This is a genomic window from Streptosporangium sandarakinum (genome assembly GCF_013409935.1).
Lineage (GTDB): Bacteria > Actinomycetota > Actinomycetes > Streptosporangiales > Streptosporangiaceae > Streptosporangium > Streptosporangium nondiastaticum.
In genome coordinates this window covers 1,185,515-1,207,922 of the sequence record NZ_JACCCO010000002.1, presented here as the reverse complement: position 1 = coordinate 1,207,922, position 22,408 = coordinate 1,185,515, and the positions used below count along the sequence as shown (strand labels likewise).

22 protein-coding genes are annotated in these 22,408 nt (G+C 73.7%); 14 read left to right on the top strand and 8 right to left on the bottom strand.

Annotated features, from left to right (window positions below; all coding sequences use genetic code 11):
- Positions 1 to 85: 85 nt before the first annotated feature.
- Positions 86 to 484, bottom strand: a complete 399-nt coding sequence (locus HDA43_RS23860; protein ID WP_179825292.1) for an NUDIX hydrolase — start codon at positions 482 to 484, stop codon at positions 86 to 88.
- A gap of 74 nt (positions 485 to 558) precedes the next feature.
- Between HDA43_RS23860 and HDA43_RS23855 the strand changes: the two genes are divergently transcribed.
- The 3 genes from HDA43_RS23855 to HDA43_RS23845 are packed head-to-tail and all read left to right on the top strand — an operon-like array spanning position 559 to position 2,916.
- On the top strand, positions 559 to 1,221 hold the full coding sequence (locus HDA43_RS23855) for a DUF6758 family protein (protein ID WP_179825291.1): 663 nt from the start codon (positions 559 to 561) through the stop codon (positions 1,219 to 1,221).
- Positions 1,222 to 1,280: 59 nt separating this feature from the next.
- Positions 1,281 to 2,003 carry an MBL fold metallo-hydrolase gene (locus HDA43_RS23850; RefSeq protein WP_179825290.1) on the top strand — a complete coding sequence of 241 codons (723 nt, stop codon included), beginning with the start codon at positions 1,281 to 1,283 and terminating at the stop codon, positions 2,001 to 2,003.
- A 4-nt stretch (positions 2,004 to 2,007) separates the two neighbouring features.
- On the top strand, positions 2,008 to 2,916 hold the full coding sequence (locus HDA43_RS23845; protein ID WP_179825289.1) for a RecB family exonuclease: 909 nt from the start codon (positions 2,008 to 2,010) through the stop codon (positions 2,914 to 2,916).
- Positions 2,917 to 2,947: 31 nt separating this feature from the next.
- Here the strand turns inward: HDA43_RS23845 and HDA43_RS23840 are convergent, their stop codons facing one another.
- Together HDA43_RS23840 and HDA43_RS23835 are read right to left on the bottom strand one after the other, a co-directional pair.
- On the bottom strand, positions 2,948 to 3,820 hold the full coding sequence (locus HDA43_RS23840; protein WP_179825288.1) for an alpha/beta fold hydrolase: 873 nt from the start codon (positions 3,818 to 3,820) through the stop codon (positions 2,948 to 2,950).
- A 176-nt stretch (positions 3,821 to 3,996) separates the two neighbouring features.
- A complete protein-coding gene (locus tag HDA43_RS23835; RefSeq protein WP_246424497.1) occupies positions 3,997 to 5,931 on the bottom strand; it encodes a DEAD/DEAH box helicase in 1,935 nt (644 codons plus the stop codon).
- Positions 5,932 to 6,301: 370 nt separating this feature from the next.
- Between HDA43_RS23835 and HDA43_RS23830 the strand changes: the two genes are divergently transcribed.
- Positions 6,302 to 6,952: a ferritin-like fold-containing protein gene (locus HDA43_RS23830; RefSeq protein ID WP_179825287.1), complete on the top strand. Its 651-nt coding sequence runs from the start codon at positions 6,302 to 6,304 to the stop codon at positions 6,950 to 6,952.
- 564 nt (positions 6,953 to 7,516) lie between these two features.
- Here the strand turns inward: HDA43_RS23830 and HDA43_RS23825 are convergent.
- The 3 genes from HDA43_RS23825 to HDA43_RS23815 all read right to left on the bottom strand — a co-directional run bounded on the left by HDA43_RS23825 (position 7,517) and on the right by HDA43_RS23815 (position 8,880).
- Positions 7,517 to 7,747 (bottom strand): DUF3107 domain-containing protein, encoded by a 231-nt coding sequence (locus HDA43_RS23825; protein ID WP_179825286.1) that lies wholly within the window; start codon positions 7,745 to 7,747, stop codon positions 7,517 to 7,519.
- Positions 7,748 to 7,870: 123 nt separating this feature from the next.
- Positions 7,871 to 8,500 (bottom strand): TetR/AcrR family transcriptional regulator, encoded by a 630-nt coding sequence (locus tag HDA43_RS23820; protein ID WP_179825285.1) that lies wholly within the window; start codon positions 8,498 to 8,500, stop codon positions 7,871 to 7,873.
- A gap of 59 nt (positions 8,501 to 8,559) precedes the next feature.
- Positions 8,560 to 8,880, bottom strand: coding sequence for an Rv3202a family protein (locus HDA43_RS23815; RefSeq protein WP_218912387.1), 321 nt, complete (start codon positions 8,878 to 8,880; stop codon positions 8,560 to 8,562).
- 206 nt (positions 8,881 to 9,086) lie between these two features.
- Between HDA43_RS23815 and ku the strand changes: the two genes are divergently transcribed.
- Positions 9,087 to 10,022, top strand: a complete 936-nt coding sequence (gene ku, locus HDA43_RS23810) for a non-homologous end joining protein Ku (RefSeq protein WP_179825283.1) — start codon at positions 9,087 to 9,089, stop codon at positions 10,020 to 10,022.
- 175 nt (positions 10,023 to 10,197) lie between these two features.
- Here ku and HDA43_RS23805 read toward each other — a convergent pair whose 3' ends face one another.
- Together HDA43_RS23805 and HDA43_RS23800 are read right to left on the bottom strand one after the other, a co-directional pair.
- Entirely contained in the window at positions 10,198 to 10,584 is a 387-nt protein-coding gene (locus HDA43_RS23805; RefSeq protein WP_179825281.1) for a hypothetical protein, read from the bottom strand.
- A 377-nt stretch (positions 10,585 to 10,961) separates the two neighbouring features.
- Positions 10,962 to 11,324 carry a hypothetical protein gene (locus HDA43_RS23800; protein WP_179825280.1) on the bottom strand — a complete coding sequence of 121 codons (363 nt, stop codon included), beginning with the start codon at positions 11,322 to 11,324 and terminating at the stop codon, positions 10,962 to 10,964.
- Between the two features lie 301 nt (positions 11,325 to 11,625).
- On the opposite strand from HDA43_RS23800, the gene HDA43_RS23795 reads away from it, so the two are divergent.
- The 9 genes from HDA43_RS23795 to HDA43_RS23760 all read left to right on the top strand — a co-directional run bounded on the left by HDA43_RS23795 (position 11,626) and on the right by HDA43_RS23760 (position 22,294).
- Positions 11,626 to 12,567, top strand: a complete 942-nt coding sequence (locus tag HDA43_RS23795) for an alpha/beta fold hydrolase (protein ID WP_179825279.1) — start codon at positions 11,626 to 11,628, stop codon at positions 12,565 to 12,567.
- 90 nt (positions 12,568 to 12,657) lie between these two features.
- Positions 12,658 to 13,839, top strand: a complete 1,182-nt coding sequence (gene moeZ / locus HDA43_RS23790) for an adenylyltransferase/sulfurtransferase MoeZ (RefSeq protein ID WP_179825278.1) — start codon at positions 12,658 to 12,660, stop codon at positions 13,837 to 13,839.
- 259 nt (positions 13,840 to 14,098) lie between these two features.
- On the top strand, positions 14,099 to 14,833 hold the full coding sequence (locus HDA43_RS34475; RefSeq protein ID WP_312873508.1) for a hypothetical protein: 735 nt from the start codon (positions 14,099 to 14,101) through the stop codon (positions 14,831 to 14,833).
- 47 nt (positions 14,834 to 14,880) lie between these two features.
- A complete protein-coding gene (locus HDA43_RS23785) occupies positions 14,881 to 16,254 on the top strand; it encodes a S8 family serine peptidase (RefSeq protein ID WP_312873507.1) in 1,374 nt (457 codons plus the stop codon).
- 32 nt (positions 16,255 to 16,286) lie between these two features.
- Entirely contained in the window at positions 16,287 to 17,231 is a 945-nt protein-coding gene (locus HDA43_RS35310; protein ID WP_179825276.1) for a hypothetical protein, read from the top strand.
- Complete coding sequence (locus HDA43_RS35305) at positions 17,225 to 18,511, top strand: S8 family peptidase (protein WP_179825275.1); 1,287 nt, start codon at positions 17,225 to 17,227, stop codon at positions 18,509 to 18,511. Before HDA43_RS35310 ends, HDA43_RS35305 begins: the two co-directional genes overlap by 7 nt.
- Before the next feature lie 131 nt (positions 18,512 to 18,642).
- Positions 18,643 to 19,011, top strand: coding sequence for a hypothetical protein (locus HDA43_RS23770; protein WP_179825274.1), 369 nt, complete (start codon positions 18,643 to 18,645; stop codon positions 19,009 to 19,011).
- A complete protein-coding gene (locus HDA43_RS23765; protein WP_179825273.1) occupies positions 18,999 to 19,319 on the top strand; it encodes an MGMT family protein in 321 nt (106 codons plus the stop codon). Before HDA43_RS23770 ends, HDA43_RS23765 begins: the two co-directional genes overlap by 13 nt.
- 68 nt (positions 19,320 to 19,387) lie before the next feature.
- Positions 19,388 to 22,294: a CDP-glycerol glycerophosphotransferase family protein gene (locus tag HDA43_RS23760; RefSeq protein ID WP_246424496.1), complete on the top strand. Its 2,907-nt coding sequence runs from the start codon at positions 19,388 to 19,390 to the stop codon at positions 22,292 to 22,294.
- Positions 22,295 to 22,408 lie beyond the last annotated feature (114 nt).

The following is a 22,408-nucleotide window of genomic DNA, read 5'->3' as shown; positions in this document are numbered from 1 at the left end:
CCCCGCCGTACGGTGTCCGAATGCCCACCGCGGGGCGATGACCGGTCGCCTCGCCGTACGGTGTCCGGTCACTCGGTTCCGGCGCTCATCGCGGAGCGATGACCGACCACTCGGTGAGGGCCGCGAGCAGACCGGTGGCCAGCGGGAGCCGGGCCAGCTCGCCGGGGGAGAACCAGCCCGCGCCGGCGGCGTCGTCGCCGGCCGCGAGGGTGCCGCCGCGCACCTCCGCGAGGTAGTCGCGGATCTCGTAGACGACGCCGCCGGGCCCCGGACGGTCCACCGAGCCGGCCAGGCGGCCCACGGCGACCGTCAGGCCGGTCTCCTCCAGCACCTCGCGCGCCACCGCCTCGGCGTCGGACTCACCGGGCTCGACCCGGCCGCCGGGCACCGACCACAGGCCCTCGCCGGGCGGACGCCCCCGGCGCACGAGGAGCAGCCGCCCCGAAGCGTCAAGGATGATCGCGCCGACACAATTTACCCGCACGTTGACAAGATTACGGCCGGATAACGAGCCGTGCCCTTGACGGAGGGGGCGTCGAGGACGCACCGTGGGTAATCGTGAGAGCCGCGCCTACCTGCCCACGGTGTTTCGGCCCGCTCCGCGCGCCCAGCGTCTGGTCGAGCGCCTGGAGATGCGTCCTGCACGGCGACGTCCTGCCGATGCAGGCGCCGATGCGCCCCTCCGCCGCCGCCGTCGAGGCCGTCATCCGTGACGCCCAGGTGCCCGTCTGGCTGCCCTGGCCGCTGCCGCAGGGGTTCCTGGTCACCGGGCTGGCCGAGGCCGGAGACGACCGCACCGGGGCCAGGGCCACCGTGGTCGCGCTGTCCGGACCGTCCCTGACCCAGGGCCCGGCCGACATGCTGGTGATCGCCGAGGAGCCCGGCGTCGGGCTGGGCGCGGGGCTCGCCGGGCTGGACGGACCCGACCCCGGCACGGGGCTCGACGAGGGCCCGGCGCACGCCAAGATCGACATCAACGGACGGCCGACCCCGCTGTGGTGCGTGGCGGGCGCGCCCGACCGCGCGGTGTACGTCGGGGAGGCGCTGGGCAACTGGCTGTGGCTGGTCGTCTGGCCGCCCGATGCGGGCTACCTCGTCACCCTGTACGAGCTGTCCCTGCGCGACCTGCGCGACCACGACCAGGCACTGGATCTGCCGTTCGGCGCGTTCTCCCCGCGCCTGGGCGACGAGGGGCCGGCGGAGAGCGGCGAAGAAGGCTGAGGAACGAAGAGGGCTGAGGAGACAGGGCCCCCGGCGGCTTACGGGTAAAGTTCGGAAGCGTGACAGCGCGTATCGAACGAGTGGTGACCGAGGGGACCGTCGACGTCGACGGCGTCGAGCACGAGGTCGAGAACAACACCTGGATCGTTGGCGACGACGAGGAGGTCATCGTCATCGACCCCGCGCGTGACGCGGAGGCGATCCTGGCGAAGGTCGGCGAGCGGGAGGTGCTGGCCGTCGTCTGCACCCACGGCCTGCCCGACCACGTGGGCGCGGCCATCGAGGTCGCGGCCCGGGACGAGGCGGTGGTCGCCCTGCATCCCAAGGACCGGCCGCTGTGGCGGCGGACCTGGCCGGAGACCTGGCCGGACATCGACATGGAGGACGAGGGCGTGTTCGGCGTCGCCGACGTCGAGCTGGAGGTGATGTCCACCCCGGGCGTCTCGCAGGGCGGCGTCTCGCTCTACTGCGAGGCCCTGTCCGCGGTGTTCACCGGAAAGACCCTGCAGGCCGACGGACCGGGGAGGATCGGCGACGAGTACCCCGCGCTGGCCGACCAGCTCACCGCGATCGGCGGCCGGCTGTTCACCCTGCCCCACGCCACGCGCGTGATGCCCGCGCACGGCGAGGAGACCACGGTCGGCGCCCTGGAGCCGCAGTTCGACGACTGGCTGTCGGGTTCGCTGATCCGCCGCCAGGAGAGCGGCGAGAACGGGGCCGAGGGGCCGCTGACCGACGGCACGAAGGCGGCCGGTATCCGCCTCGACCTCCGCGACCAGTGAACCCATGGACCAGCTTCCCCTGGAGGGCATGCCGCGGCGGCTCTACTCCTGTACTCCGTCGCGGCTGAACAACTGGCTCGACTGCCCCCGGCGCTACCGGTTCACCTACATGGACCGGCCCGCGCCGTCCAAGGGGCCGCCCTGGGCGCACAACAGTGTGGGGATCAGCGTGCACAACGCCCTCGCGGGGTGGTGGCGCGAGCCGTACGAGCGGCGGACGCCGGAGACGGCGGCGGCCCTGGTCGGCAGGGGGTGGATCGGCGAGGGTTTCCGCGACGCCGAGCAGTCGGCGGCCTGGCGGAAGCGGGCCGCGGAGATGACCGGCGCCTACGCCGCGACCCTCGACCCCGCCGACGAGCCCGTCGGCGTCGAGCGGACGGTCGCCGCGCGGACCCCGGTCATCGCCCTCTCCGGCCGCGTCGACCGGCTCGACCGGCGCGGCGCGGAGCTGGTCGTGGTCGACTACAAGACCGGCCGCCGGCCTCCCACCGCCGACGACGCCCGGTTCTCCCTCGCCCTGGCCGTCTACGCCGTGGCCTCGGAGCGGATGCTGCGCACCCCCTGCCACCGGGTGGAACTGCACCACCTGCCGACCGGCTCGATCGTGGAGTGGGAGCACACCGAGGAGTCGCTGGCCGGGCACCTGAGGCGGGCCGAGGAGATCGCGGCGGAGGCGTCGGAGGCCGACGACCGCTACCGCGCCTGGGCGGGCCCGGCGCGTCCCGCCGGGCGGACCGGCCGCGCGTCGCCGGAGGCCGGCCGTACGCCGCCGGAGGTCCCGGCGGAGATCGACGCGGTCTTCCCGCCCCGCACGGGACCCCTGTGCTCCTGGTGCGACTTCCGGAAGCACTGCCCCGAGGGCCGCGCCGCCGCCGGCGACCGCGACCCCTGGGACGGCCTGGCCGACGACTGAACTCTCGGACCCGCCGGGCCGGCGGGTCCGGTCAGTTCAGCAGGCGGGCCTCGGAGTCGTTCCAGAACCGGGTGAGCGCGGCGGCCGTCGTCTCCGGGGCCTCGACCGCGGGGGAGTGGGCCGCGCCGGGCACGACCATGCACTCGGTGCCCAGCCGGTGGGCCATCTCCGCCTGCGTCTCCGGTGGCCAGCCGTCGTCGTGCTCGCCGCACAGCACGAACGTGGGCACCCCGACCTGGGCGAGGTCGTCGCAGCGGTCCGGCGCCGACAGAACCGCGTGGGTCATCGCGACCATCCCGGTCACGGAGTTGGCGAGCAGTCGCCCGCGCAGGAACTCGACGATCTCGTCGGGCACGCCGGCCGCCAGCGCCTCCGGCTCCATCCGGGTCTGCCACAGCTGCTCGATGCCCACCTCGGGCAGTTCGGCGAGCATGGCGCGGCTCACCTGGGCGCGCACCCCGGGGATGGCGGAGGGGCCCGAGCTCATCAGCGTGTAGGACGCGAACTTGGTGCGGCCGTCGATGACCGCCTCACGGGTGACCAGGCCGCCGAAGGAGTGGCCGACCAGGTGGACGGGGCCGCCCCCGCCGACGTGCTGGGCCAGGACGTCGATGTCGTTGCCGAGCGCCGGGCAGGTGTAGGCGGCGGGGTCGTCGGGACCCTCCGTCTCGTACTGGCCCCGCATGTCGATCGCGACGACCTGGCGGCCGGCCTGGGCGAGGGTCTGCAGGACCGCGATGAAGTCTTCCTTGCTGCCGGTGAGGCCGGGGACCAGCAGCGCGGGCCAGCGCTCGGCTATGCCACTGACCGGCATGGCCTCCAACGCGGCGAAGGTCCCCACGGTCGTCTCGATCCGGCGGGAACGGACGCCAGGAGGCAGGGTCAGAAATCGTGGCGTACTCACGTGGCCCCACGATACCTCTCCCCGCGGAGTGCCTTTGTGCGTCTGAGATGCGGAAAAAGGGGTGCGACCCGTCGGGTCGCACCCCTCTCGCCGAGGGCCCGGACCGCCTCCCCCCCTCCCGGGCGGGCACGGTCCGGGCCCTCTCGCGATCTCCGCGCTTCCTGCCGCTCCGCCGGCTACTGCGGGCGGCGCTGGCCCCGCTGCCCCCGCGCGGGGGGACGGCGGCGGCTCTGCGCCCGCTCCGACGCCGCTGACGGGGCGATCTCGTCGTCGTCCGTCGCGAGGTCCGGCGACTGGAAGATCACCGTGAACGGGCTCGCCGGGATGATCTTCTCCGGTCGCGGGCGGGAGTCCGGGGCGTCGGGCTCGTCGTCCCACCGGTCGGCCACGGGCTCCTCCTTCCGGACCGCGTCGCCCCGGTCGGTGTCCTTCCGGGCCGCGCGGCTCCGGGAGGTGTCGTCCCGGACCGCGTCGTTCCGGGAGGTGTCGTCCCGGACCGCGTCGTTCCGGGAGGTGTCGTCCCGGGGCTCGTCGTCCTGGGCCGCGTCGCTCCGCTCCTCGCCGCCGAGGCTCACCTCGGGGTTCAGACCGGACCTGCGGCGGCGGGACCTCGCGGGGCGCTCCTCCCGGACCTCCTCGCGGGGCGTCGCGTCCGTCTCCGGCACGGCGGGCTCGGCGACCGGGCGCCGCGCCTCCTCGGTCGCGAGCGGCGCGTTCCGCTCATCGACGGTCCCGGCGGCTCCGGCGGTCTCGGCGACGCCGGTGTCACGGACGCCGCCGGCGTCGGGCCGGGTGGGCTCCTCCGCCGCCCCGGCGGCCTGGACGGCCTCCTGGGCGCTCCGGCCGCCCCGGGTGCGGCGACGCTCCCGGGGAGTGCGGGCCGGACGCTCACGGCGCTCCCTGGACTCCTCCTCGCGGCCCCGGCGCGGGCCGCGCGAACGGCTGCGGCCGGTCTCGCCGAGGTCCTCGATCTCCTCGGCCGCCAGGCCCGCCCGGGAGCGGTTGGCGCGCGGCAGCACGCCCTTGGTGCCCTCGGGGATGCCCAGGTCGGTGTAGATGTGCGCGGAGGTCGAGTAGGTCTCGACCGGCTCGGCGAAGTCGAGTGACAGCGCGTTGTTGATGACCTTCCAGCGGGTGAGATCCTCCCACTCCACGAAGGTCACCGCGACGCCGGTCTTACCCGCCCGACCGGTGCGGCCGATCCGGTGCACGTAGGCCTTCTCGTCCTGCGGGCAGTCGTAGTTGACCACGTGGGTGACGTCGTCGACGTCGATGCCGCGCGCCGCGACGTCGGTCGCCACGAGAACGTCGATCTTGCCGTTGCGGAAGGCGCGCAGCGCCTGCTCGCGCTGGCCCTGACCGAGGTCGCCGTGGACGGCCGCGGCGGCGAAGCCGCGCTCCTTCAGATCCTCCACGACCCTGTCGCAGGCCCGTTTGGTCTCACAGAAGATCATCGTGAGCCCCCGGCCCTCGCACTGCAGGAGGCGGCCCACGATCTCGACCTTGTCCATCCGGTGCACGCGCCAGACGAACTGCGTCGTCTGCGGGGTCGCCTCGGCCTCGGCGTCGTTGTTCTCGGCCCGCACGTGGGTGGGGCGGCTGAGGTAGCGCCGGGACAGGGCGACGATCTCACCCGGCAGCGTCGCGGAGAACAGCATCGTCTGCCGCTCCGCCGGGATGAGCTTGATGATCCGCTCGATGTCGGGCAGGAAGCCCAGGTCGAGCATGCGGTCGGCCTCGTCCAGGACGAGGGCGTTGATCTGGCTGAGGTCGAGGTGCTTCTGCTTGACCAGGTCGAGCAGGCGGCCCGGGGTGCCGACGATGACGTCGACGCCCTGCTTGAGCGCCTCGATCTGGGGCTCGTAGGCGCGCCCGCCGTACACGGTGAGGATCCGCGAGCCCAGCTTGCCCGCCGCCGTGACCAGGTCTTCGGTGACCTGGACGGCCAGCTCGCGGGTCGGCACGACGACCAGCCCGCGGGGCTTCTTGCGGTTCTTGCGGGGCTTGCCGACCCGCTGCAGCATGGCGACGCCGAAGGCGTACGTCTTGCCGGTGCCGGTGCGCGCCTGTCCGATGATGTCCTGGCCGTTGAGTGCCAGGGGAAGCGCCATCTCCTGAATGGGGAACGGCGTGGTGATGCCCTCGGTCTCCAGGGCATCGGCGATCTCCGGGGTGACTCCGAGGTCTCGGAACGTCGTCAGCTTGGCCTGCCTAAGTCTCCGTTGAAGGCAGTCCTGCCGGGACCACGGGCTGAAAGTTTCCCCGTGCCCGGGTCCTCGCGGAAGGGCCGGCCCTCTGATGTCATCAGCGACCGCTGCGGCGTCATGCCGACTTCGGGGGCGTCCAGGAGGTGAAATCTCCTGGGTTAACACGGGTGCGGTCGCACTTTCACAGAGCAGTGTACTCGATACCACAACGCGGAACCGATTTCTTGGTATTCCTACGGAATGGCGGGGTCCGGCAGCTCGTAGGCTTCCCTGCATGAGTGATTCCCCTCCCGGCGTCGCCGACCTGCTCGGCGTCCTCGCCTACGCCGAGCTCACCGCCTTCCTCAGGCTCGCCGAGGACGCCGCCCGGCTCGCCCCCACGCTGACCGACCGGGCCGCGCTCGGCGACCTGGCCGTGACCGAGTACGCCCACTTCCGGCTGCTGAGCGACCGGCTCACGGCTCTGGGGACGGACCCGGAGGAGGCGATGGCGCCGTTCGTCGGGCCGCTGGACGACTGGCACGCCAGGACCGCGCCGCACGACTGGCTGGAGGCCCTGGTCAAGGCGTACGTGGGTACGGGGATCGCGCTCGACTTCTACCGCGAGGCGGCCACCCGGGTCGACGAGGACACCCGCAGGCTGGTCGACGAGGTGCTCGTCGACGGGGGGCGCTCGCAGTTCGCGGTGGAGCGGGTGCGCGCGGCCATCGAGAACGACCACGTGGTGTGCGGGCGGCTGGCGCTGTGGGCCCGGCGGCTCGTCGGGGAGTCGCTCAGCCAGGGCCGGCGGGTGGTCGAGGCCCGGCCGGAGCTGGCGGCGCTGCTGGTGGAGGCGGCGGGGGAGGACATCACCCGGATGTTCGGCCGGCTGACGGAGGCCCACGGCGAGCGGATGTCCGCCCTGGGGCTGACCCCGGGGCCCTGAGAGGCCGTCCGGGCCACGGGACCGCTCCCCGGAGCCCGTCCGGGCCGCGGCGCGGATCGCTCCCGGGAGCGTCCGGGAGCGGCCGGGAGCACGGAACCGTCCGGGATCCGTCGGCTGATCGGGGAGCGTGAAGCCGCCGGACGGTTGTACGGTGCGAGACATGAGGGTCCCGCGCCGCTACGGCACTCCTTCGACCAGATGTGGACCGAACCGCTGGGCGCTCCGCGCCGTGCTGCGCCGGGGAGACGCGGACTGCCCCGCCGTCAGCCTGGGACGCCACCCGGTCCACCGGGGCAGGCGCCCGCCGGGCTGCCGCCTCGCGGGGCGGGGGGACCGGCCGGGGCACTGCCCGGGAGACTGACCGGGAGGCCGGCCGCCCATCGCGTGGAGACGGCCGGGACGGCCGGGACGACCCGCCCGCGGACGCGCCGACGACCCGCGCCGGCTCGGCCCGTGCGGGCCGGACGCGGGCCGCGTGGCCGTCTCAGGGCGGGCTCTTCCCCGGTGAGAGGTCGTTTCCCGGGGACCGCCGAGGCGTCAGGAGCACGGCCGGGGTGGCGTCCGTCAGAGGGTGCCGCCGAAACCGACCGGCCGGCTCTCCTCCTCACCGATCTCGATGAAGCCGAGCGAGGAGATGGGGACCAGCACCTTGCGGCCGCCGGTGTCGGTGATGCCGAAGACGCCGCGCTCGGGAGCGAGGGCCCTGTGCAGCTCCTCCTCGATCTGCTCGGCCGTCAGGTCGGTTTCGACTATGAGCTCGCGGTGCACGGAGCGCACGCCGATCTTGATTTCCATCCTGCTCCCTTTCGACGAGGGTTGCTCGTCCCATGGTCGCCCCATCGGGGACGCGACGCGCCGGTTGATCGCGTCAAGCGAACAGGCGCGTCCGCCTCGCCGGCGCTCGGCCGTGCCGCTCCGTCAGTGCTCGGCGGTGGTGCGGGGGAAGCCGGATATGCCGCGCCACGACAGGCGGGCGATGAGCTGGGTGGCGGCGTCCTTGGGAATGGAGCCGCCGCTGCTGATCCAGTAGCGGGCGCTGACCTCGGCCATGCCGACCAGGCCGACGCCGAGCAGCCGGGCCTCGTCGCTGGAGCAGCCGGTGTCCTCCTGGATGACCTGGCTGATCATCTCGGCGCTCTCGCGGAGGTTGCGCTCGATGCGCTGGCGGACCGGGGCGACGTTGCGCAGGTCGGATTCGAAGACCAGCCGGAACGCCTCGCCCTGGGTGGAGACGAAGTCGAAGAACGCCCCGATCGCCGCCTGGACGCGCTGCTTGTTGTCGGTGGTGGAGGCCAGGGCGTCGCGGCAGCGGGCGATCATGTCGTCCACGTGCACGTCCAGCAGGGCGAGATAGAGCTCCTGCTTGCCGGGGAAGTGCTGGTAGAGAACCGGCTTGCTGACGCCGGCCCGTTCGGCGATCTCGTCCATCGCCGCCGCGTGGTAGCCGTTCTCCACGAAGACTTCCTGGGCGGCGCTGAGCAACTGGCGACGGCGGGCCATCCGGGGCAGCCGGGTGCCCCGGGGCTTGGCATCCGGGGTAGCGGTCACGGCGTTCTCCTTGCGGGTGCTCCTGCTGTCCTGCGACATCCTACGCGTGGGTAACCAGGTCAGCGATAGTCGTCCTCGTCGAGCTCCACGACGCGCGTCTGCTCGGTGGCGTCGGCGGGGTCGGCGTCGAACGGGATGTGATCCGGCCAGTCGGGGCCGTCCTCCAGCACCGGACGGGTCTGCTCGACGGCGTCGGCCTCGGGGGTCTCGGGCGAGGCCCCGGAGACCCGGCCGGGGGTGTCGTCACGCTCCGGACGGGCCTGCTCGGCGGCGTCGGCGTCGGTCGTCTCGATCCCGATCTCCTCCTCCTCGGGAAGGTCCGTGAGCGTCTCGTCGTCCAGGTCCGCCGGACCATGACCCTGCACGTTCATCTCAGCCATCCGCTCTCTTCCGTTCTTCCGTGTGACCGGGCGAACATCGGACATCGCCCAGCGTACGACTTCGGGTCCCGCCCGCCGTGAAAGGCGGGGCATCGGAACCCCCATGGCGGGTAACTGCCCTGTTGGTGAGTGTTTACATCCACCTTGTTCACATTCCGAACGTACGTGCGAAGATCGGCGGGGCGGTCCCGAGACAGGGAGAGACCATGCGGAGCATCTGGAAAGGCGCGATCGCGTTCGGGCTGGTCACGATCCCGGTCGGGGTGCACACCGCGACCGAGCAGCGCAACGTCACCTTCAACCTCGTGCACAAGGAGGACGCGGGCCGGGTCAGGTTCCGGAGGATCTGCGAGGTCTGCGAGGAGGAGGTGCCCTACGCCGACGTCGCCAAGGGCTACGAGCTGCCGACCGGCGAGATGGTCGTCCTGGAGAGCGAGGACTTCGAGGACCTGCCGCTCTCGACCTCGCGGCGGATCGAGGTGCTCCAGTTCTCCCCGGCCGCCCAGATCGACCCCATCCTGCTGAACAAGTCCTACTACCTGGAGCCCGACTCCGAGGGCGTGCGTCCCTACGTGCTGCTGCGCGACGCGCTCGAACGCTCCGGGCGGGTGGCGATCGTCAAGGTCGCGCTGCGGCAGCGCGAGTCGCTGGCGGTGCTCCGGGTCAGGGAGGGGGTGTTCGTGCTGGAGACGATGCTCTGGCCCGACGAGGTGCGTCAGGCCGACTTCGGGTTCCTGGAGGAGGAGGTCGAGGTCCGGCCCCAGGAGCTGAGGATGGCCGAGTCGCTGATCGACAGCATGGTCGCCGACTTCGACCCCGCGCTGTACAAGGACGCCTACCGGGAGGCGCTCCAGGAGGTCATCGAGGCCAAGGTCGCGGGACGCGAGGTCGTCGTGCCGGCCACGGTGCCCGAACCCGGTCCCGCACCCGACCTGATGGCCGCGCTCCGCGCCAGCGTCGAGGCGGCCAAGCGCCGGCAGCCGTCCGGCGGGGCGCCGGCCGCCGCGCGCGGGTCCGCCCGCGCCGCCGGAGAGGGCGGGGCCCGGGGACGGACCGGGGAACAGGGGGAGCAGGGAGAGAAGACCGGGGAGCAGGGGGCGGAGAAGGCGCCGCGCAAGGGGAAGGCGCGCCGCCCCGCCTGACGCGTCGTGACGCCGCCGTCCGGGGCGGGGCCGTCCCCGGTACGGCGGAGGCCACCGTACGGCGGCGGTCGTTCCGTTCCCGGAAACGCGGGGACGGGGGCCCCGCCGGCTCGACGCCGGTGAGGCCCCCGTCGTGATGCGCGCGGAGTGAGATCCGCCCGCGATCGGTGGAGCGTCAGCTGGTCGGCGCGGCGGCCGCGTCGCCGCCGCCGCCACCCTCGCCCCGGCGGCGCTCCGGCTCGCCGATCACCGGGTTGAAGCGCTCGAACTCGAAGTCACGGCGGGTCTGGGCCTGGCGCTCACGCTGGGCCTGGGCGTTGTCGCCGCGCACGTCGTTGCGGTTGTTGTTGGCGGTGATGACCCTCAGCCTGAAGCGCCGGTGGCTGAAGTTGCGGCGGCCGCAGCCGCCGCCGCAGCCACCGCAGCCGCAGCCGGTCTGGAAGCCGGTGATGGTGGTCGGAGCCACGGTGGCGCCGGCGGCCGTGGTGGCCGCGCCCAGGCTGATGATGCCGCCGGTCAGCGCGGTGCTGACCGCGAGACCCGCGAGAACAGTCTTGAACATTTGTATTTCCCCTTTGTGTGAGCGGTTCCCCGCTCGTTTCTCTGCGCTTCTCGAAAAATCACGTGCCGTCCGCCGGATGGCGCGCCGTTGCGGGCGGCGGCCGTGGAATGGGATTTCCGGCGGCGCCGGCCGCCCGGCCCCATTCGGGCAATGCCGTACGGGAATTCCCCGTGCCGGCCGGCGGGTGCCGTGCGGGGTCGTATTCGTCTCCCCGGGCACCCGGGCCCGCCGGGCGGTCACCGTCTTTCGCGGAGAACGGCGCCCCGTGCGGGCCCGGGCCTCACCCCCCGGGCGGGTTGGAACTCGTCACGGTCACGAGCCGGATCGCGCGCGGTCACCTGCTAGGGCCGCGTGCCGCGTCCCGGCCGGGCGACCGGTCAGTCGCGGTCGCCCTCCACGAACGGGTCGAACCGGTTGAACTCGAAGTCCCGGTCCTCCTGGAACTGGCGCTGACGCTGAGCCTGCAGGTTGTCGCCCCGGACGTTGTTGTGGTTGTTGTTGACGGTGATGACCCTCAGCCGGAAGCGGTGGTGGCTGCAACGGCGACCACAGCCGCCGCCACAACCGCAGCGGCGCCAGCCGCAGCCGCCGCCGCCACAGGTCTGGAAGCCGGCGACGGTGGTCTGGGCCACGGCGGCGTTGGCCGCGGTCGCGGTGGTGGCCGCGCCCAGGCTGACGATGCCGCCGGCCAGCGCCGTGCTGACCGCGAGCCCGGCGAAGACGCTCTTGAACTTGGGCATTGCGTTTCCCCCTTGAAAGGATCGGTTGCCCCGCTCTGACATTTCCGCGATTCCTCGGAAAATGTCCGAGATGGCCCTTAAGGGCCGATCTCTCGCAGACTTGATTTCCGTCCGCCTTGGGCAACAAACAGAGATTGGCCGCTTTTACTTCTGCCTTATCTATTTATCGACGCGGTTAGACTCTTATTAATTGTTTTGCTGTGAAATGTCTTTAATGTCGCTTTTGTACCGAGGTGGGGAGGTGACCGGCTATCGTCGAGCCAGAGGCCGTCACGGGTGCGACACGAGAGGACGAGGGGTCATGGAGCCGATTCCGGTCTGGCCGGGCGAGATGGTCGACATCGGAGGGCAGCGCCTCCACGTGCGGGCCACCCCGCCGGGACCGGCGGAGACCGCCGTCTACGTGCACGGGCTGGCCGGTTCCGCGACGAACTGGACCGACCTGATGGGCCACCTGTCGGACCTGGTCACCGGGCACGCCGTCGATCTCCCGGGAGCCGGGCACTCCCCGGAGCCGCCCGGTGGCGACTACTCGGTCGACGCCCACGCCCGCTCGGTGGCCGCGCTGGTCGAGCGGATCTCGGCCGGGCCCGTCCACCTGTTCGGCAACTCCCTGGGCGGCGCGGTCTCGGTGCGGATCGCCGCGACCCGACCGGACCTGGTCCGCTCACTCACGCTCGTCTCCCCGGCGCTGCCCGACCTGACCCCCCGGTACGGCCCGGCGCGGGTGGCCCTGTCGACGGTGCCGAGGCTGGGCGACTGGGCCGCGAACCGGCTCAGCATGCTGCCGCCGGAGCGCAGGATCAACGCCACGATGGCCATGTGCTACGCCGACCTCGGCCGCGTCCACCCCGACCGGCTGCGCGAGGCCGCCGAGGAGCTGCGCCGCCGGGACGGCCTGCCGTACGCCGGGGCGTCGATGATCGGCTCGGCGCGCGGGCTCGTCGCCGAGTACTTCCGGCGCGGCGAGGACAACCTGTGGCGGCAGGCGGCCAGGGTGACCGCGCCCACGCTGGTCGTCCACGGCCGCTACGACCGGCTGGTCAACCCCCGGATGGCGGCCCGTGCCTGGCGGACGTTCCCGCGCGTGCGGCTGGTGCTGCTGCCCGACGCCGGGCACGTGGCCCAGATGGAGGTCCCGGAGCGGGTGGCCAGGGAGGCCAGACAGCTCATCACCGAGAGCACCGGGAGCGCCCGGAGCGCCGGAAGTGCCGGGAGTGCCCGGTCGCGGATCGGGGAATGACCGGGGCGTCCCCCGGGTTGTCAGTGGTGCGCGCCGTGCTCGCCCTGTGCCCGGCCGCCTCTTGAAGACCCCTGAAACGGGAGCAGAACTGTGTCGTTGCCACCGCTGGTAGAGCCGGCAGCCGAGCTGTCCGTCGACGAGGTGCGTCGTTACTCGCGCCATCTGATCATTCCCGACGTCGGGATGGCCGGTCAGAAGCGCCTGAAGAACGCCAAGGTGCTCTGTGTGGGCGCGGGCGGCCTCGGCTCACCCGCGCTGCTGTACCTCGCGGCCGCGGGTGTGGGCACGCTGGGCGTGATCGACTTCGACGTCGTCGACGAGTCCAACCTGCAGCGCCAGGTCATTCACGGCCAGTCCGACGTCGGCCGCCTCAAGGCCGAGAGCGCCGCCGCCAGCGTCCGGGAGATCAACCCGCTGATCGACGTGGTCGTGCACAACGTCGCGCTGAGCACCGACAACGTCATGGAGATCTTCTCCGGGTACGACCTGATCGTCGACGGCACCGACAACTTCGCCACCCGCTACATGGTGAACGACGCCGCGGTCCTGCTCGGCAAGCCGTACGTCTGGGGCTCGATCTACCGCTTCGACGGCCAGGCCAGCGTGTTCTGGGCCGAGCACGGCCCCTGCTACCGCTGCCTCTACCCCGAGCCCCCGCCCCCCGGCATGGTGCCCTCCTGCGCCGAGGGCGGCGTGCTCGGCGTGCTGTGCGCCTCGGTCGGCTCCATCCAGGTCAACGAGGCCATCAAGCTCATCGCCGGCATCGGCGAGCCGCTGGTCGGCCGCCTGATGATCTACGACGCCCTGGAGATGAACTACCGCTCGGTCAAGGTCCGCAAGGACCCCGAGTGCGTGCTCTGCGGCAAGAACCCGACGGTCACCGAGCTGCTCGACGACTACGAGGCGTTCTGCGGCGCGGTCTCGGCCGAGGCCCAGGAGGCCGCCTCCGGCTCCACGATCAGCGCGGCCGACCTCAAGGCCATGCAGGACGCCGGCGAGGACGTCTTCGTCGTCGACGTCCGCGAGCCGAACGAGTACGAGATCGTCTCCATCCCCGGCGCCGTGCTCATCCCCAAGGGCGAGTTCCTCAACGGCTCCGCGCTGGAGCGGCTCCCGCAGGACAAGAAGATCGTCCTGCACTGCAAGTCCGGCGCCCGGTCCGCCGAGTGCCTGGCGATCGTCAAGAACGCCGGCTTCTCCGACGCCGTCCACGTGGGCGGCGGTGTGCTGAGCTGGGTCAAGACGATCGACCCGAGCCTGCCGACCTACTGATCGAACGAGGGGCGGCGTCGCCCGGCGGCCCGGTGACCGCGGGCGACCCCGGCCCACCGGCCGCCGAACGGGCGGCCACCCCGGTACAGCCCGCCCGGCCGCGCACCCCGCGCGGCCGGGCGGCCGTCGTTCCACGGCGGTCCCGGCCGGCGCCCGCGGAGTCCCACACCGGTTCTCACCGTGACTCGCGCCGACCTCCGCGGCGGTTCACACTTTTTTGTGGCGGTTCGCATTCTTCCGGCCGCACTAAGGTCAAGGCGTGGGCGGGATTCATGATCGGCGAGGGCGGGCCTGGCCGACGCTGGTCATCGCCTCGCTGCTCACGCTGACCTGCGTGATCGTGGCCGGAGTGGCGGTGCGCACCGCGGCGGCCGAGCTCACCCGCGGGCCGACCCCCGCCGAGCTGGAGCGGGCCTCCCTCGGCGAGCTGGCCCGGCGCTGGCAGACCTGGCCCGCCGGGCGGATCTTCCCCGAGTCCGTCGGCTACGCCGCCGAGCAGGGCGGCCGGGAGAACGCCCTGCGCGTGGGCATCTCACCGGAGACCCGGTGCGACCGGGCGGTGGACGCCGGGCTCCACGGGGCGCTGCGCCGGGCGGGATGCCGGGGGATCCTGCGCGCCACCTACATCGACGGGCTCCAGGGGATCGTCGTCACCGTCGGCGTCGCGGCCTTCGGGACGGAGCGGGGCGCCGCCACGGCGGAGGCGGCGCTGCCCAGGGGCGGCCGTCCGGCGCCGGGCCTGCGGGCGCTGGCCTACCCCGGCACCGTCACCGACCGGTTCGGCCAGGACGAGCGGCAGGGCGGCCTGGTGCGGCGGGCCGGGCCGTACCTGGTGCTGGCCACGTTCGGGCAGGTGGACGGCCGGCCCGCCCGCGCGGCCGGGACCCAGCGGCCGACCGTGTTCGCCTTCGCCGGCGACATCGCCGACCGGATCCTCGCCGACCTCGCCACGCCCGCGCGGCCCGACTGCGCCTCGGCGGAGTGGCGGTGCTGAGGCGCGGGGCGCCGGGACGGGCTGTCCCGGCGGCCCCGGCGGTTCCGGTGGCGCCGAGACGGACGAGCACGCCGGCGCCGGGACGCGCCGTCGCGGCGTTCCTCCTGGCCGTGGCCGGTACGGCGGGCTCCGTCACCGCCGCCCGCGCCGACGACGTGCGGACCGCCCAGGAGCCGGTGCTGCGGACGCTGGACCTGCCGAACGCCTGGCGGATCTCCAAGGGTGAGAACGTGACGGTCGCGGTGCTCGACTCGGGGGTGGACGCGACCCACCGCGACCTCGCCGGCTCGGTGGTGGAGGGCAGGGACTTCGCCCGGGGCGCCAACCCGCCGGGTGTCGTCCCCGCGCGGCTGCACGGCACCTACATGGCCTCGCTCATCGCCGGGCACGGGCACGGCCCGGGCGGCGCCGACGGGGTCGTCGGCGTCGCGCCGGAGGCCGAGGTGCTGTCGGTGCGGATGATCCTGGAGGACGAGGAGCCGGGCTTCCGGCGGTTCAACACCGCCACGCGGTTCGAGAACGTGGTCGCCAGGGGCGTCCGGTACGCCGTGGACCACGGCGCCGACGTGATCAACATGTCGATCTCCAAGGAACTGGCGACGAAGGAGGAGCGGGCGGCGATCCGCTATGCGATCTCCAAGGGGGTCGTGCTGGTCGCCGCCGCGGGCAACGACGGGGCCCGGAAGTCCGCGGGGACGGGCTACGCCCCCTACTCCTACCCGGCCGCCTTCCCCGGGGTCGTCTCGGTCGCCGCGGCGGACCGGAAGCTGCGCCGGGCGTTCTTCTCCAACCGCAACCCTTCGGTGCTGCTGGCCGCGCCCGGCGTGGACGTCCTCGGCGCGGGACCCGGCGACGAGTACTGGGTGGGCAGGGGAACCTCGCAGGCGGCGGCGCTGGTGTCGGGGGTAGCCGCCCTCATAAAGGCGAAATATCCGCGTATGTCGCCCGCGCTGGTGGCGCAGGCGCTCACCGCCGGAGCCACCCGGCGGCCGAGCGGCGGCTACGACACCGGCCTGGGGTTCGGGGTGGTCAACGCCTCCCGGGCGCTGGCCGAGGCCGCCAGGATCCACCGCCACACCCTGACCGCCCGGGCGGGCGCGCTCCAGGACCCCGCGAGCCCGGTCGGCCGGGCGGCCGGACCGGTGCAGGTCGTACGGCGGGACCGGGACATGATCAACCTGTACGGGGGGATCGCCGGGGCCGCGGGACTGGGGGCCGTGGCGTCCCTGGCGGTGCTCGCCGTCTCCGCCCGCGCCGCACGCCGCCGCCGGGCCGCCGGGCCGATCCCGGACGGCGCGATCACCCGTACCGCGCCGGAGAGCGGCGGCGCGGACATCCGTACCGCGTCGGAGAACGGCGGCGCGTGGCCGATTCCGGACAGCGGGGACACGCGGTCCGCCCCGGGCGGCGGGGAGGCATAGGGCGGCGGAGCCCGGCGACGTAGCATCGAAGTATGTCGATGCCCGGGCGTTCGCAGGAGCCGCGACGGCGCCTGAAGGCCCCGGCGTCCGGTGCCCGCGGCGGATGGCCGCCGCCCGGTTCCCGGGCGTCCGGCGCCGCGCGGGCGCGGCGGGTCCCCGCCCCCGCCGTCCCCCGGCGGGTCCGCCCCTGGCCGGCCGCGTCCCGCGACCGCGCCGCCGCCGAGCGCGCCGTACGGGCGACCCTGGAGCAGGGGGTGCGGTTCCGCGCGGTCTTCCTGCTCCTGGCGGGCGTGATCCTGGTCATCGCCATGACCAACGTGCTGGTCGGCGCGGCCGGGCTGGTCCACGAGAGCGGGTCTCGCCGCCTCACCCCCGCCGAGCAGGACCGCTACGTCAAGGACGAGATCGCCGGGCGCTGGCGCACCTGGCCCGCGACCCTGGTCTTCCCCACCGAGCTGCAGTACGTCGGCCTGGGCGGGGCGCAGCAGTACGCCCGCCGGATCGGCATGGCGCCCGAGGTCCCCTGCCGGGTCGGCACCGACACCCCGGTCGGCACGACCCTCGCCGAGCAGGGCTGCCGCACGCTGCTGCGGGCCACCTACGCCGACCAGACCTCGACCTTCGTCGTCACCGTCGGCATCGCCGTCCTCGGCGACGAGGAGCGGCGGATGGCGGCCACCTCCCGGCTGGCCGTCGACGATCGGGTGGGAGTGCGGCCCGTGGCGTTCCCCGGTACGGCGAGCGCCCTGTTCGGCGCGGCCCAGCGTCAGCGCAACGCCTGGATCGGGGTCGGCCCCTACATCGTGTTCTTCACCGCGGGGTACGCCGACGGGCGCACCCGCGAGGCGGTCGCGCCGGAGGAGATCCTGCACAGCGAGCTGTGGCCGGTGGCGCAGTCGGTCGCCGGGCGCATCGCCCGGGCGCTGGGCGACGAGCCCAGCGCCGTGCCCCGGTGCACCCAGGGGAACGTGTGCTGAGGCGGGGCCTGCCGCGGGCGGCGGGCGCCCTGGCCGCGCTCTTCCTGCTGGTCCCCGCGCCGCCGGCCGCCGCGGACGTGCGCCAGGACCAGCGCTGGGTGCTGCGGGCGCTCGACGTCGAGCAGGCGTGGAAGGTCACCCGGGGCGTGGGGGTCACCGTCGCCGTGGTGGACAGCGCGGTGGACGCCGGGGTCGCCGAGCTGCGCGGCAGGGTCGTCTCCGGGCCCGACATGGGATTCGCCGAGAGCGCGCTCCCGGGCGGTTCCGCGCCGGGCATGCACGGCACCGCGATGGCCTCGCTCATCGCCGGGGCGGGCAAGGGCGACGGCGGCCTGCTCGGCGTCGCGCCGGAGGCCGGGATCCTCTCCCTGCCGCTGGTGCCGCGCGAGGACGAGGGCGGTGAAGGCGGGATCGGCGCCGCGCCGCCCAGGGTGGAGCGGCGGCAGGGCGCCGACAGCCCGCTGGCCCGCGCGATCCGCTACGCCGCCGACCACGGGGCCAAGGTCGTCAGCATGTCGCTGGGCGCCTACGGGCCGCACCGGGCCGAGCGCGAGGCGGTCTCCTACGCGCTGTCGCGGGGCGTGGTGCTGGTCGCGGCGGCCGGGAACGACGGCGGCTCGGCCTACACCGCGAGCCACGGCACCTCCTTCTGGAGCTTCCCGGCCGGATACTCCGGGGTCATCGGGGTGGGCGCGGTCGACGCCCGCGGCGAGCCGGCGCCGTTCAGCAGCGACAACCTGTCGGTCATGGTCGCCGCGCCGGGGGTGGGCGTGCCGGTGACGCTCCCGGGCGGCGGGTACGGCACGTCGGAGGGGACCAGTGCGGCGACCGCGCTGGTGGCCGGGGTCGCCGCGCTGATAAAAGCGAAATATCCGGATCTGCCGCCCTATCTCGTGTCGCGGGCCCTGACCTCCACCGCCACCTCCCCGCCCGCCGCCGGATACGACGACCACGTCGGGTTCGGCATGGTCGACGCCGCGGCGGCGCTGGCCAAGGCCGGGGAGCTGGCGGGCGCCCGGTCCGGGCCCGGGGAACCCCCGGGCGGGCACTTCGGGGCAGGCGCGCCGGCCCCGCCGCCGGAACGGCCCGGCCCGGACCCGCTGCGCCTGTGGCTGTACGGCACCGGCCTGCTGACCGGGGTGCTGGCCTTCGCCGGGGCCGCGGTGGCGCTCAACCGGCGTCCCGCGCCGTCCGGCCCGCGCGGCGGCGGAGAACCGGGCGGCCTCCGGCGGCGGCGCCGGCCGCTGTGGCCGGGACCGCGGCGCGGGCCGGAGGGATGAGTCCGCGGGGACGGTTCGAACTCGATTCGAACGCGGTTTGGACACCGTTCGGACACTCTTCGGGTGCGGCGCGGTCCGATCTTCGGATCTCCGGCACGAAGGCGATCAAAGGTTCGCTAGGGTCGCCCCTCATGGGGTACGAGTTGCGCGTGGAGCGCCCGGCGCCTCTCGCCTTCGCGGAACTCGCGACTGTGCTGGGGCAGGCGGGGTTCGAGTTCCGCGGTTCACAGGAGACAGGCGAGGTCATGGCCCGCCACGCCGACGGTCTGCACGCCGTCGCGGTCTGGAACGGCGGCCTGTCCGGCGCGCCCGGGTCCGACTGGCACGTGGCCCAGCTCGCCCGGGTCTCGACGCTGCTGAACGCCAGCCTGGTCGGCGAGGACGGCGAGACCTACGCGATCCGCGAGGGCCGTCTGGAACAGCTGAACGGCTCGGCGTCGTACGAGTTCGGCAAGGTCGACGAGATCCTGGCCGCCGGACCGGCCGCATGGAGCCGGTAGGCCACCCGACACCGTACGCCGAGCGGGTTCTCGACCTGGTCGAGCGCATCCCGCCGGGGATGGTCATGTCCTACGGCGACATCGCCGAGTACCTCGGCGAGGGCGGTCCCCGGCAGGTCGGCCGGGTGATGTCCCTGTGGGGCGGCGGCGTGCCCTGGTGGCGCGTCGTGCACGCCGACGGCACCCCGCCGCCGGGCCACGAGCGGCGGTGCCTGGAGCACTGGCACCGGGAGGACACCCCGCTGCGGGGTTCCCGCGCCGACATCCGCGCGGCCAGATGGGACGGCACACCCAGAAACCGGGCGTAATCGACGTCCGCGGGCCCACTACGATGGCGTAGGACAGCGATCTGTCCGAAAGGCGGTGCCTCCCCCCCATGGCCACCGGCGTCACACCCGTGCGGGCAGGCGGCGATTCCGTCGCCGACCGCCTGAAAGTCGTCCAGGACCTCTGCGACCGCGGGGAGCCCCTGGAATCGATGATGGCGGCGGTGCTCGCCGAAGGGCTCACGCCCGCCCAGCGCCGCCGGTTCGACGCCGAGGTTCTGGCGGGCCCGCTCGGCACCCGGCTGGACCTCGCGGTCAAGCGCGGCACCGCCCGCAGGCGCGAGTTCGTCACCCTCGTCAAGCCGTACCTCGCCGGGGTGGACGCCAAGGTCAAGCGCGACCTGCCGGTGGCGCGCAGGATCGCCTTCCACCTGGTCGACACCCGCGAGGCGGACGACCTCGTCGAGGGTGACGCGCTGCAGAAGATCGTCACGGCCGCCGCCGAGCCGTCCCGCCGGGTCCGCAGGAAGATGCGCTGGTACGCCGACCTGCCGTTCCAGGACGAGCTCCCGGAGAGCATGTTCCGGTTGCGCGCCGCCGACCTCGTCCCGATCACCCGGATCGAGGACATCTCCTGGTCCGACGGGCGGCTGCGGATCACCGGCCACGCATACCTCGCGGGCCTGTCGGTCCGCGGCCCCCGCCTCAACCGCGCCACCGTCGTGCTGCGCGGCCCCCGCTGGCTGCCGCCCGTACGGCTGCGCACCCGCCGCGTCCTCGACCCCTCGGCGACCCACGGCGCCGCCGAGGCGGGCTGCAACTACGACTGGTCCGGCTTCGTCGCCGAGCTGCGTCCCTGGTCGCTGCGCTGGCGCACCGGGGCGCGGGCGGTGCTGCGCGGCGGCAGGCGGCTGCTGCGCCGCCGCTCCGCCGTGCGCGACACCACGACGTGGCGCGCGGAGATCGTGATCTGGAGCCGCGGCGCCCGCGCCGTCGGCCTGTTGCGCGGTCCCTCCACCGGCCGCACCGAGCGGCCCGCGGGCCTGGACATCGGCCATCGCCGGTGGATCCGCCCGGTCTGGACCTCCGACCGCGCCCTGCAGATCGCGCTGCAGCCCACCCGGGCCGAGCTGACCGGGGTGACGCTGGACGGCGACCGGCTGGAGCTGCGGGTCTTCCTGCCCGGCAAGCAGCACGCCAGGGGCAACGCGCGGCTGGACGGCCACCGCATCGCCGCCGACTTCACCCCCGTCGAGGGCGGCACCGACGTCGTCGTGCCGCTCGCCGTACCTTCCCTGCTGCAGGAGCGCGACGGCGGCAGGCTCTGGGTCGAGCCCAAGGGCGAGCCCGCGGCCCCCGTCATGCTGGGCGGCGCCGCGGAGAGCCGCTCGGTGATCGGCGAGCGGGAGATCACCGTGCTGGGCGACCGGCGCGACCGCGTGTCGGTCTCCGCCCAGCGCGTCCGCCCCGTCATCTCCGAGGCGGCCTGGGCCGCGGACGGCACGCTCACCCTCGCCGGCTCCTATCCCGCCGCCCCCGGCGAGGTCGAGCTGAGCCTCAAGCACCGCACCGGCCTCATCCACACCGTGCCGCTGGAGCGCGACGGCGAACGCTTCACGGCGCGGTTCGCGCCCGCCGCGATGCCGCGCTTCGCCGGGACCGTCCCGCTGGCGAGCGGCACCTGGAGCATGGCGGTCCGCGACCCCGGCGGGAAGATCGTGCCGGTCCGCGTCGACCACGCCCTCCTCGACTCGCTGGACGAGGAGACGAAGGTCCGCGACGGGCGGGAGTACCGCCTGGTCTCCACCCGGTTCGACGTGCCCGTGCTGACCGTCGCCGAGCACGTGCCCGACGACGAGAAGGGCGCCGGCGGCCTGTACGCGCTGCAGCGCACGTTCTACCCTGCCCAGCGGGCCATGGAGACGACCGACGCGACCGTCTACGTCTCCTACGACGGCCGCCAGTACGAGGGCAACGTCCGCGCGGTCTACGAGGAGCGCGTACGGCGCGGCGACGACCGCGAGCACATCTGGGTGGTCAAGGACGGCGCGTTCGTCCCGCCGGGGTCGGCCGAGCTGGGCTTCGGCCCGGACATCCGCCCGACGGTGGTCCGCTCCGGCAGCCGCGAGCACTACGCGGCGCTCGCCCGCTCGCGGTACATCGTGGCCAACGGCTTCCTGCCGCCGTGGTTCCGGGCCCGCGAGGACCAGACGGTCGTGCAGACCTGGCACGGCAGCCCGCTCAAGCGCCTGGGCAACGACCTGCCGCACATGTCGCGCGACCCGAAGCCGCCGGCCTGGCACCGCCAGGCGGCCGAGGTGCGCGGCTGGGACCTGCTGGTCTCCCAGAGCCCGTGGGCCACCCCGATCCTGCGCAAGGCGTTCGGCTACCGCGGGGAGGTCCTGGAGAGCGGTTACCCGCGCAACGACGTGCTGTCGTCCCCCGACCGGGACGAGATCGCCGCGCGGGTGCGGCGCGAGCTGGGCGTCGCCGAGGGCTCCACCGTGGTGCTCTACGCGCCGACCTTCCGCGACTACGACCGCAGGAACGCCTCGGTGAAGCTGAACCTCGCCGAGGCGCGGCGGGTCCTCGGGGCGGGCCACACGTTCCTGGTCAGGGGACACCCGATGCAGGCGGCCCCGAACGTGCCGCGTGATCTCGCGCTGGACGTCACGACGTATCCGGAAGTGACGGATCTGTTGTTGATCGCCGACGTGCTGATCACCGACTACTCGGCCATCATGTTCGACTTCGCCGCGACCGGCCGGCCCATGCTCTTCTTCACCTACGACGCGCAGCGCTACTCGGCCAAGCGGGGCCTGTACCTCGACCTCGCGGCCGAGGTCCCCGGGCCGATGCTGACGACCGCCGCCGAGGTGATCGAGGCGCTGCGGACGATCGACGAGGTGGCCGCCGCGCACGCCGACCGCTACGAGCGGTTCCGCCGCACCTACGCGCCCCGCGACGACGGCAAGGCGACCGGCCGGCTGGTGGACCACGTCTTCGGCGGCTCCTGACGCGCACGGGGGCCGGGCCGCGGTGAGAGCTCCGGACATCCTGTGAGATTTCCGACGGTTCCGGCTTCTCCAGGGGTGCGTTCCCGCCGAGGTCCGGCCGGTTCCCCCGGGCGG

Excerpts from the sequence above, each read along its gene's own strand:
- HDA43_RS23845 (WP_179825289.1), top strand. The coding sequence starts at position 2,008 with ATGGACCAGCTTCCCCTGGAGGGCATGCCGCGGCGGCTCTACTCCTGT.
- HDA43_RS23835 (WP_246424497.1), bottom strand. The coding sequence starts at position 5,931 with ATGGCGCTTCCCCTGGCACTCAACGGCCAGGACATCATCGGACAGGCG.
- HDA43_RS23830 (WP_179825287.1), top strand. The coding sequence starts at position 6,302 with ATGAGTGATTCCCCTCCCGGCGTCGCCGACCTGCTCGGCGTCCTCGCC.
- HDA43_RS23825 (WP_179825286.1), bottom strand. The coding sequence starts at position 7,747 with ATGGAAATCAAGATCGGCGTGCGCTCCGTGCACCGCGAGCTCATAGTC.
- HDA43_RS23815 (WP_218912387.1), bottom strand. The coding sequence starts at position 8,880 with ATGGCTGAGATGAACGTGCAGGGTCATGGTCCGGCGGACCTGGACGAC.
- ku (WP_179825283.1), top strand. The coding sequence starts at position 9,087 with ATGCGGAGCATCTGGAAAGGCGCGATCGCGTTCGGGCTGGTCACGATC.
- HDA43_RS23805 (WP_179825281.1), bottom strand. The coding sequence starts at position 10,584 with ATGTTCAAGACTGTTCTCGCGGGTCTCGCGGTCAGCACCGCGCTGACC.
- HDA43_RS23800 (WP_179825280.1), bottom strand. The coding sequence starts at position 11,324 with ATGCCCAAGTTCAAGAGCGTCTTCGCCGGGCTCGCGGTCAGCACGGCG.
- HDA43_RS23795 (WP_179825279.1), top strand. The coding sequence starts at position 11,626 with ATGGAGCCGATTCCGGTCTGGCCGGGCGAGATGGTCGACATCGGAGGG.
- HDA43_RS35310 (WP_179825276.1), top strand. The coding sequence starts at position 16,287 with ATGTCGATGCCCGGGCGTTCGCAGGAGCCGCGACGGCGCCTGAAGGCC.
- HDA43_RS23770 (WP_179825274.1), top strand. The coding sequence starts at position 18,643 with ATGGGGTACGAGTTGCGCGTGGAGCGCCCGGCGCCTCTCGCCTTCGCG.
- HDA43_RS23765 (WP_179825273.1), top strand. The coding sequence starts at position 18,999 with ATGGAGCCGGTAGGCCACCCGACACCGTACGCCGAGCGGGTTCTCGAC.
- HDA43_RS23760 (WP_246424496.1), top strand. The coding sequence starts at position 19,388 with ATGGCCACCGGCGTCACACCCGTGCGGGCAGGCGGCGATTCCGTCGCC.